This window comes from Mycolicibacillus trivialis (assembly GCF_002102395.1).
Classification (GTDB): Bacteria; Actinomycetota; Actinomycetes; order Mycobacteriales; family Mycobacteriaceae; genus Mycobacterium; species Mycobacterium triviale.
The window spans coordinates 24,358-34,082 of sequence record NZ_LQPZ01000024.1 but is presented as its reverse complement, the minus strand read 5'-3'; the positions used below and the strand labels follow the sequence as shown (position 1 = coordinate 34,082).

General features: G+C 64.4%; 11 protein-coding genes and 1 tRNA gene. 9 read left to right on the top strand and 3 right to left on the bottom strand.

Going from position 1 to position 9,725, the window contains the following annotated elements; all coding sequences use genetic code 11:
• Positions 1–70: 70 nt before the first annotated feature.
• Together AWC30_RS09740 and AWC30_RS09735 are read right to left on the bottom strand one after the other, a co-directional pair.
• On the bottom strand, positions 71–460 hold the full coding sequence (locus AWC30_RS09740) for a VOC family protein (protein ID WP_085110002.1): 390 nt from the start codon (positions 458–460) through the stop codon (positions 71–73).
• Positions 461–485: 25 nt separating this feature from the next.
• Positions 486–899 (bottom strand): VOC family protein, encoded by a 414-nt coding sequence (locus tag AWC30_RS09735; protein ID WP_085110001.1) that lies wholly within the window; start codon positions 897–899, stop codon positions 486–488.
• A 37-nt stretch (positions 900–936) separates the two neighbouring features.
• Between AWC30_RS09735 and AWC30_RS09730 the strand changes: the two genes are divergently transcribed.
• The 9 genes from AWC30_RS09730 (at position 937) to AWC30_RS09690 (ending at position 9,464) form a co-directional block, all read left to right on the top strand.
• Complete coding sequence (locus AWC30_RS09730; protein ID WP_234808021.1) at positions 937–1,836, top strand: LLM class flavin-dependent oxidoreductase; 900 nt, start codon at positions 937–939, stop codon at positions 1,834–1,836.
• 132 nt (positions 1,837–1,968) lie between these two features.
• Positions 1,969–3,402 (top strand): glycoside hydrolase family 183 protein, encoded by a 1,434-nt coding sequence (locus tag AWC30_RS09725; RefSeq protein WP_085109999.1) that lies wholly within the window; start codon positions 1,969–1,971, stop codon positions 3,400–3,402.
• 26 nt (positions 3,403–3,428) lie between these two features.
• Positions 3,429–3,896, top strand: a complete 468-nt coding sequence (locus AWC30_RS09720) for a hypothetical protein (RefSeq protein ID WP_085109998.1) — start codon at positions 3,429–3,431, stop codon at positions 3,894–3,896.
• A gap of 781 nt (positions 3,897–4,677) precedes the next feature.
• The gene (locus tag AWC30_RS09715) at positions 4,678–5,412 is read left to right on the top strand and encodes a hypothetical protein (protein ID WP_085109997.1); all 735 of its coding nucleotides are present in this window, start codon (positions 4,678–4,680) and stop codon (positions 5,410–5,412) included.
• Entirely contained in the window at positions 5,405–5,902 is a 498-nt protein-coding gene (locus AWC30_RS09710; protein ID WP_085109996.1) for a type II toxin-antitoxin system VapC family toxin, read from the top strand. The genes AWC30_RS09715 and AWC30_RS09710 overlap by 8 nt, the downstream gene beginning before the upstream one ends.
• Positions 5,892–6,725: a hypothetical protein gene (locus AWC30_RS09705; RefSeq protein ID WP_165756473.1), complete on the top strand. Its 834-nt coding sequence runs from the start codon at positions 5,892–5,894 to the stop codon at positions 6,723–6,725. The genes AWC30_RS09710 and AWC30_RS09705 overlap by 11 nt, the downstream gene beginning before the upstream one ends.
• A gap of 52 nt (positions 6,726–6,777) precedes the next feature.
• Entirely contained in the window at positions 6,778–8,283 is a 1,506-nt protein-coding gene (locus AWC30_RS09700) for an Eco57I restriction-modification methylase domain-containing protein (protein ID WP_085109994.1), read from the top strand.
• Positions 8,280–9,224, top strand: coding sequence for a BsuBI/PstI family type II restriction endonuclease (locus tag AWC30_RS09695; protein ID WP_234808020.1), 945 nt, complete (start codon positions 8,280–8,282; stop codon positions 9,222–9,224). Before AWC30_RS09700 ends, AWC30_RS09695 begins: the two co-directional genes overlap by 4 nt.
• 27 nt (positions 9,225–9,251) lie before the next feature.
• Positions 9,252–9,464, top strand: a complete 213-nt coding sequence (locus AWC30_RS09690; RefSeq protein WP_264000566.1) for a tyrosine-type recombinase/integrase — start codon at positions 9,252–9,254, stop codon at positions 9,462–9,464.
• A gap of 86 nt (positions 9,465–9,550) precedes the next feature.
• On the opposite strand, the gene AWC30_RS09685 is transcribed toward AWC30_RS09690, so the two are convergent.
• Positions 9,551–9,626: transfer RNA gene (locus tag AWC30_RS09685), tRNA-Arg, on the bottom strand.
• Positions 9,627–9,725: the final 99 nt, after the last annotated feature.

Genomic DNA, 9,725 nt, shown 5'->3' with positions numbered 1-9,725 from the left:
CAAAGCCTGGGCACACCGCCAAACCACCCCCGACACCCGGGCCGCTTGACAACTTACGACCCTGGGATGTCTAGCCGCCCGAGCCGTAGGGCCGGGTCAGGATCTCCAGGTTGTGGCCGTCGGGATCGCGGAAGTAGACGCCGCGGCCGCCGTCGCGGCGGTTGATCTCACCTAGGCGCCTGCGGTGTGGGTCGGCCCAGTAGTCGATGCCGCGTTCGGTGATGCGGGCGAAGATCGCGTCGAACTCGTCCTCGCCGACCAGGAAGGCGTAATGCTGCGGGTGGACCTGCTCGCCGTCGGGAACCTCCGCGTAGTCGAGGCTGGCCTGATGGTCCAGCGCCACGCTCATGAAGCGGCCGAACGGCTCGGGCGCCGGAAGGCCGAACAGGTCGGTGAGGAAGCGTGCGGAGGCGGTCTTGTCGCGGGCGGCGACGATGGTGTGGTTGAAACTGATCGACATCGGCGACTCCGTTCACTCGGGGCGGTCATTTTGGTGCGGTGAGCTCGAGGGCGATGTTGTCCGGGTCGCGGAACTGCAGGATGTAACTGGGCCCGATGTCCTTGATAGGCTCATGGACGACACCGAGTGTCTCGAGAAGTTCTGCCGCCGAATCCAGTTCGCCGCGGTTGTCCAGGCGGAAGGACAGGTGATCCAGCCCGGTGCGGTCCTCGTCGAAGGTGTCGTTGCCGACCGGGCGCAGCCCCAGCAGCGCGCCGCCGAGGTCGTAGATGACGCCGCCGAACAGAAACGCCAGCCGTTCGCGGGTCGCGGCGTCGGCATCGGCGGGCATCTCGATGAAAACCGGCCAGCCGAACACCGATTCGTAGAACTGCCGCGACCGCTCGATGTCGGTGACGGTGAGGCGGACGTGCGCAATCGAGGAACTGGGAATCGCCATGGCTCCATCGTGCCGCCGCCGTGTCAGAATCGCGAGCATGCAGGTGGGAATGACGATGCCGGTGATGGAACGCGACCTGTCGGCCCGGATGCTGCGGGACTGGGCGGTGGCGATCGACGAGGGACCGTTCAGCTCGCTGTGCTGGGGTGAGCGCATCGCGTTCTCCAACCCGGACAGCCTGACCCTGCTCGGTGCACTGTCGGCGTGGACCGAACGGGTCCGGTTGGTGGCCACGGTGATCGTGCCGCAACTGCACGCGCCGGTGATGCTGGCGAAGGGCCTGGCCACCGCCGATCTGCTCAGCGGCGGGCGGCTCACGGTCGGAATCGGGGTGGGCGGGCGCCACGAGGACTACCGTGCCGCCGGTGCCGACCCGGCCACCCAGACCCGCGCCGAGCTGGCGACCAGGGTGGCGATCCTGCAGCGGGTGTGGGCGGGGGAGAAGGTCACCGAGTCGGTGGAGCCGGTCGGTCCGGCGCCGGTTCAACCGGGTGGGCCGCCGCTGCTGGTGGGCACGATCGGGCCGAAGACCCTGCGCTCGGCGGCGAGCTGGGCGGTGGGTCTGGCCGGGATCACCATGGACCTCGATGTCGACAGGCAGAACGAGCTGTTCGACGTGGCCCGTGGGGCCTGGGCCGAGGCGGGTCGGCCCGCACCGCATCTGACGACGTCGTTCTGGTTCGCGCTGGGGGAGCAGGAGCAGGCCCGGGCCCAGATCCACGACCATCTGCGGCACTACGTGAACTGGATCCCGCGCGAGCACGTCGATGCGATGGCGCCTACCACTGGCTGGGCTGGGAGCCAGGAGCAACTGGCCGAGGTGCTGAAGAGGTTCGCCGCGATCGGCACCGACGAGGTGCACCTCATCCCGACCAGCAGCGACCCGGGGCAACTGCGCGCGGCCGCCGAGGTCGTCGCCGAGCTTCGCGGAGCGTGAGACGCCGGTTGCGACACGGTCACGAAACGGTACCCATCGGCACATCACTGATCACATACATAACATCTGACGCTATCGTCACACGAGCCAGTTAAGGGCGTCCCACGGCGTCCAGCCGTGGAAAGGTGTGACATGTCGGCGTTTTCGCGCATCGCATCGATGACGGTGGCGGCGTCCACCGCCTTAGGGCTCATCGGTGTGACCGGGCTGGCGCCGCGTGCCGGCGCCGAGCCGTGTACCGGCCCTGCGGCGAACGCGGCGCCCGGTGCTGCGGCGCCACCGATCCCGGCGCCCGGCCCGTCGATGCAACCGCCGACCGGGCACCGCCCGCCCGGCACCAACGACAACGCACCGCTGCCCGACATCGGGGCGCTGCTTTCCGGCGCGCAGAACACCGTGCAGCAGCAGGCCGGAGTGCTGCCGCCGACACCGGACCCGGACAACCCCGGCGACACCGCCGCCCAACCGCAGCCCGAGGCGGTCCAGCCGGCGCCTGCGCCTGCGGCGGCGCCCAACCCGGGTGCGGCGCTCGGCGGGTCCCGAACCTCGATCATCAACTGGGTCAGCGGTCCCCACAGCCCCAACAGCACCCTGCAGCGGTTCGGCATCTCCGGCACCGACCTGGGCATCATGTGGGACAACGGCAACCCCGGTAACCGCCAGGTACTCATGGCGTTCGGTGACACCTTCGGCTACTGCCAGGTTCAGGGCAAGCAGTGGCGTTACAACGTCTTGTTCCGCACCCAGGCGCGCGACCTGTCGCGCGGGCTGACGGTTCCTCAGGGCGTGGCCGGCAACACGTTCTCCGGCTCGCCGGTGTACCGCTCGGGACTCTCCCGGCAGGTCGTCAACAGCATCCGCTGGGCGCCGCAGGAAAAAGGTGTGATCCCCACGGCCGGCACCTCGGTGGGTGGGGTGCAGTACATGAACTTCATGTCGATCCGGAACTGGGGCCGCGACGGCGAGTGGTCCACCAACTATTCGGCGCTGGCGATGTCGCGGGACAACGGCGAGACCTGGGGGATCCTGCCGGGCACCATCCGCACCCCCGCACCCGACACCACCCCGAAGGCCCGGTTCTTCCCGGGCAACCAGAATTTCCAGCAGGGAGCGTTCCTGCAACCCGGTGACGGTTACGTCTACTCCTACGGCACCCCGTCCGGGCGTGGTGGGCCGATCTTCCTGTCCCGAGTGCCGCAGAACACCGTGCCGGACCTGAACAAATACCAGTACTGGGCCAACTCCGACTGGGCCGCGGTCGACCCGGCCAAGGCGACCCCCATCGTGCCGGGACCGGCCGGGGAGATGTCGGTGCAGTACAACGACTACCTGCAGCAGTACCTGATGCTCTACACCAACGGCGCCTCCAATGACGTGGTGGCGCGCACCTCTCCGACACCGCAGGGCCCGTGGAGTCCCGAACACGTGCTGGTGCGCTCCCAGCAGATCCCCGGCGGCATCTACGCGCCGTTCCTGCACCCGTGGGCGACGGGCAAGGACATCTACTACACGGTGTCGCTGTGGTCGGCGTACAATGTGCTGTTGATGCACACCACGCTCGGGTAGTTGACGAACGCGGTTGAATGGGAGTCATGCGCTACCTGGCCACCGTGGCGGCCGCCTTCGCGGCGGCAGCGCTGACCCTCGCGCCCGGGGCCGTCGCCGAGCCGCCACCGGGCATCGACGACGTCGACTCCTACCCGATCGCCGAGGGGCATTTCAGCTCGGACGCTCCGGAAGACTTCTACTGGAAATTCTTCACAACACCTGACGGGCGGCACTGCGGCATCGGCCCCAACGGTGGGCCGGTCGGCTGTGACGCGGTGCCCTACGACGCGCCTGCGGGCACCAACCAGACCATCGTGCACTCCTACCAGGCGGCCGAATACCGGCACTCCGACGTCGCGCGGTTCACCCGCGACGTCGACGTGCTGCCCGAGGGGCAGCGGCTGGAGAACTGGGGTGCGAGTTGCGCAGTGGGGCATCAGGGTGCGGTGACGTGTAAGACCTACGGGCAGCACGGGTTCGTGCTGTCGAATGCGTATGGGGTGTTGTGGTAGATCGAGATGCAACGGGGAGCCACTGAGGCGCCCGCCGTCACCTTGGTGCTCGCTGGGGCCGAGAAATCGCTCGTCGGAGCCGAAAACGGCATCTACCTGGTGCGCCGGCAGGATTCGAACCTGCGGCCTTCTGCTCCGGAGGCAGGTGCGCAAAGTTCACCTGGGAAAACGTGAGTGTCACCGTGGCAGCCCTGCCGACCTTGGAGGCTGGCAGCGAAGTGAGCGCGGACAGCTTGTTTTTCCGTCTGAATGACGCGGCGTCGGGACGCATCGTTTTCACTGAGCGCGCAGCGTCCTAGTGGCAGAAGTGCCGTTACCCATACCCGGAGGAAACGAAAGATAGCCTTGTCAAGCTGGCGAGAGTTGCCGACGCGCTCTACGACGGTACGGATCGCACCATCGACCATCTCGACAACTGGATAAGAGATGAATTTGATCTCAAAGTGGCGCTCCAAGACAACGTGATTGAGAAGGACACACGCCTTAGGAAGTGTCGCTTTGACGGTGAGATCTATGACCGAACGCCGCATGTAAAGGTGCGAGACCACGCGCCCCCGCCCGAGGTCGGGCGAATCCACTTCGCGCTAGACGCAACGAACGGTCGATTAATCGTTGACCACGTTGCCGTGAAGCTGTATTGAGATTCATTTCCTGGCTGTGTCAGGAAAGAAGATCGGTCGGCATCCATGCGACTGCGGACCATCCCAACCCTGTAAAGGTCAGACCCCTGGAGCAGTATGTGGTGCATCATGGACCACACCCAGTCACGGAAGATGAGGGGATGGCTGGCAACGACGACATCACGGTGGACCTGGAGGGCGAAGGTATCGACCCCAGGGCGGTCGCTGATGCCATCGTGGCGATAGAGAAGTTGGTCAAAAGCCTCGACATCGAACCCCGGCTCACCCTTACGGCTTTGTCCACCGGTAGCGCCCATGTGTCTATGTCCGCTGGTGGTCAGTCATTGGATGACCTCAGCAGTGGTCTGGAACAGCTCGGCGGAGCAGCGGAGCTGCCCGCAGCGTGGGGACGTGACACAGTGCTCGGCGTACTCAGCTTGGGCAGGGTTACCAAGCTCAGAGGTGTGGACAGGCTCCGCGTCAAGATCGGCGGACACATCGCCAATATCGACGCTGCGTTGCAAGCCAACGCCGAGAGTGTGCTGGAGCCGAAGTCACGGACTCTGGGTTCGGTTCGCGGGGTTCTCTACCGCTACATCAACGACAAGAGCAACCGCGCGGCTGGGCTGCGGAACCTAAACGACGGTGAAGTAGTCACCCTGTATTTCGGCGGTGGCGTTGCGCCGCTCATCAAGGAGAACCTGGACACCGAAGTCGAAGTGTGGGGGGAAATCGCCCGTGATGTCACCGACAAGATCATCCACGTGACGGTGGAGGGCATCGAACCGATACCCGTATCCGAGCGCACTCAGATCAGTGATGGGCGAGGGCTACTCGGAAACGATTGGACCAATGGGATGGACCCCGTTGAGTGGGTGAGGATGCAGCGTGACTGAGAGGCTGCCACGGGTCGCCGTGGACACCTGCGTGGTGCTGGACTTACTGGTGCCCACGGACCTTGACCGCGCTAAGCGCACGGAATACGTGCTCGGTGGACACAACGGTCGGTATCAGGTGATCCTGCCCGCCATCGTTGTTCCCGAGATTGCAGGTTCTGGAAAGGTGCGCGGTGACGACGGCGGCAAGCAAGCACGCAAGCAGCGCATCACGAACGCCGCTGAGTGGATCAAAGGATGCACCTTCGCCATCGCTGAGTTGTCGGGCCGAACCGCGCGCATCGCTGCTGACCTCGCCACCGAGCACAGCCTGAAAGGTGCTGACGCCACGGTGCTCGCCACCGCTCAAGAGTGGGGATGCACGAAGCTATATACACGGGACGACCAACTGCTGAAGTGCGACGGCAAGCTGGGCTTCAAAATCCTCGAACCCGAAGACCCACCAGTCCCCGAACCTCATCTGTTCAACATGGTGTCCGATGCTGAGTGACGGGATGAGGGAGAGAGATGGCGACGAGCGAACATCCGCCGTCACCAAGTTGATCGAATCAGGTGCGGGTGCGACAGGACTCGCTGCGGCCGGTGTGGCTGGTTTCTTGGTGGGCGGAGCTGTCGGCGCTGCCGCTGGCGGTGCTGTAGGAGCGATGTTGCAGGACGGCATGAAAGCTGCGGTAGGTGAAGTGGCTGAACGCCTGACGACTCGCACCGAGCGGGAGCGTGTCGGGTCATGCCTGGTGCTGGCGCACAAGCTGATTGCCGAGCGATTGAACGACGGGCAACCGTTGCGTAGCCCCGGATTCTTCCAGCGCCGTGAACGCAAAGCTCAACAGGACTTGCGATCAGAAGCGGAGGAACTGCTCGAAGGTACGTTCCTAGCAGCCCGCGACGCTTACGAAGAACGCAAGGTCGAACTGCTGGCGCGCTTCTACGCAAATGCGGCGTTCGACAAGGACTTCGATCCTGGTCAGCTCAACCACACCTTGAATCTGGCGAAGCTGTTGACCTACCGCCAACTGGTCATCCTCGGAATCATCGGAGGTGGTGACCTGTGCAGTGTTCGGGACGCCGACTTCTCTAATAGCAGCTCATTGACCATATCGACTGTGGGAGTCCTCTACGAGATGTACCAGATGGTGATGCTCGACCTCATCGTCATGAAGGGCGTGCTCATCCTGGGCGTCTCCAGCATCAATCCCGGTCAGCTAAGTCTCCAGGGTACGGGCGTTGCTTTGTTCAACCTGCTGCGTCCTGACCAGGTGCCCTCCGAGGATCAGCGCTTCTTCTATGACGCATTCCCCGCTGTCGCCGAATGACACACGCGGCGGTGCGCAGGTCTTGTCACACACCTGCACTAACGTCAAAGCCGTGGTGACAGACTTTCTCGACCTCGCCGAACAGCAACGGGTGGACGCCCTGGCAGCGCTCGACGCTGCAACCCAGGACAAGCTCGGGCAGTTCTTCACACCGATCCGTGCGGCTGTACTGATCGCATCCATGCCGAGAATGCCAGAATCAAACGCAATCCGCGTCCTGGACCCCGGTGCGGGATCAGGATCACTGTCGGCGGCGCTGGTGTCCCGTGTTCTCACCGAACGTCCCGACCTCGCCGTACATGTGGTCGCCGCCGAAACCGATCAGGGGGTGCTGGACTACCTCACCAAGACCCTGGACATGTGCGTCTCAGCGGGTGACGGGCGGGTCACCTACGAGATCGTGGCGGGGGACTTCATCGCCGAATCCACGGGATTGGCACCCGACCCGCGATTGCGGGACTTCGACATCGTGATCCAGAACCCGCCGTACGCCAAGCTTGCCGCGTCGTCGGCACACCGCGAGGCGGTGCGAGAAGTGGGAGCCGACGCGCCGAACCTGTACGCCGCGTTCCTTGCGCTTGGTGCCGCTGCGCTCGTACATGGTGGACAGTTGGTCGCCATCACGCCCAGGTCGTTCTGTAATGGACCTTATTTCGGGCTGTTCCGTTCGTTCCTGTTGGACAGGATCGCTCTGGATCGCATTCATGTGTTCGAGTCCCGCAACACGGTGTTCGCGGACACGGGAGTGCTACAGGAGAACGTCATCTTCTCTGGTACCTGCGATGGTGCGCGGGATGAGGTGGTGCTCTCCATGTCGGTCGGTCACACAGATGAGGTCACCGAGCGCGTCGTCCCGTACGACGAAGTGGTGCAATCGAATGACCCGCAACGGTTCATCCGGCTAGCGGTCAACGCCGAGGACACCGCCGTGGCGGAACGGATGCTGTCGTTGCCCGCCACTCTGGCTGAGCTTCGGGTCACAGCGTCCACAGGCAAAGTGGTGGACTTCCGGAGCCGTGAGTGCTTACAGTCCGAACCTACCGAGGGCGCACTGCCGCTGATCTACCCAGGCAACTTACGCGGCGGGGTCATCGAACACCCCCGTGAGATTCGCAAAGCCCAGTGGTTCGAGCCGCACACCGACAAGGACAACGCCATGTTGGTGCCCGAAGGTTGGTACTGCGTCGTGAAGCGGTTCTCCTCGAAGGAAGAACGGCGTCGCATCGTCGCGGCGGTGTGGTCACCTGAACGCATCAGCGGAGCCGTGGCGTTCGAGAATCACCTCAACGTGTTCCATCACAAGGGTGGCGGGCTGGATCGAGACCTGGCACACGGGCTTTGCTGGTGGCTGAACTCCACGCTGGTGGATCAGTTCTTCCGCACCTTCTCGGGACATACCCAGGTCAACGCCACCGACCTGCGAACGCTGCGGTTCCCGACTGTCGAGGCACTGCGGGAAGTGGGGAGGGACGTGCCATCGGCGCTGCCCGATCAGGAGACCATCGACGCGCGGATCGCCGCTGTGCTGGACGTGAACGTGAAGGGGAACGCGGCGTGACCGAACCTGCCGAGAAGGTAGCCGAAGCGCGCGAACTGCTGGCGGCGTTCGGGATGGACGATGAGCGCTCCAACGAACGCAGCGCCATGACGTTGTTGTCGCTGCTGTCGCTTACACCCGGTGACCCGTGGTCGGTGGCGTCCAACCCGATGCTCGGCACCCGCGCCATCATGGACTGGATCAGGGACCAGTATGGCGTGGACTACAAGCCGAACACCCGCGAAACCGTGCGGCGGTTCACCCTGCACCAGTTCGCCGACGCCCAGCTCATCGTCCAGAACCCCGATCAACCCGACCGGCCCGTGAACTCCCCGAAGTGGAACTATCAGGTCACCGCTGAGGCGTTGGGCGTGATCCGCGTGTTCGGCACACCCGATTTCGAGCCAGTCATCAAGCAATACCTGGCGGACGTTCCTGGCTTGCGCGCGGCGTACTCGGCGGCGCGGGACATGAACCGTATCCCCGTCACCCTGCCTGATGGCATCGCTGTGCACCTGTCACCTGGCGGGCAGAACGTGCTCATCAAGCAGATCGTGGACGACTTCTGTGCCCAGTTCACCCCTGGCGGGCATGTCCTGTACATCGGGGACGCTTCCGACAAGTGGGCGGTGTTCGAGAAGGATCGGCTCGCCGCTCTGGGTGTCGAGGTGGATCAACACGGGAAAATGCCTGATCTCGTGGTGTACTTGTCCGACCGCAATTGGCTGGTGCTCATCGAAGCGGCGTCGAGTCATGGCCCCGTGGACGCCAAACGGCATGGGGAACTCGCGGCGTTGTTCGACGGATGCACCGCTGGACTGGTGTATGTGTCGGCGTTCCCCGACCGCGCCGAGATGCGGAAGTACCTGACCCAGATCGCGTGGGAAACGGATGTGTGGTGCGCCGAGGACAGCACACATCTGATCCATTTCAACGGCGAACGGTTCTTGGGACCGTACTGACCTGACCTGGAACCGCGCCGCTGCGCATTGCGCTACGGTGAATCACCGCATGACGCAAGCCATTCGTGCGGCACGCTGATGCAGGCTCGCGGTGCGCCGCTGGCGGTGATTGCGGCGTGGTTGGGTCACTCCTCACCGGACATCACCGCGCGCCTTTACTTGCACGCTGACACCGAGGGGCTCCGGGACGCAGCGAACGTGTTGGGCACCATCCGGGGAAGCCGGAAGCACGCCAACTGACACCCCATTGCGGGGCCGTTGTGACTTTGAGGCAACCTCACCTGTACGACTGCGGGCTGTGCAGCGACAAACGCGCAGGTCAGAGATGGTGCCCCCGGCAGGATTCGAACCTGCGGCCTTCTGCTCCGGAGGCAGACGCTCTATCCCCTGAGCTACGGGGGCGCGGGCACAACGGCCGCACCAATGGGCTCCGACAGCGTAACGCATCCCCGCCCGGCGCCGGGGAGCGGAACGGATTCGGGGCCTGACCACGTCAGACCA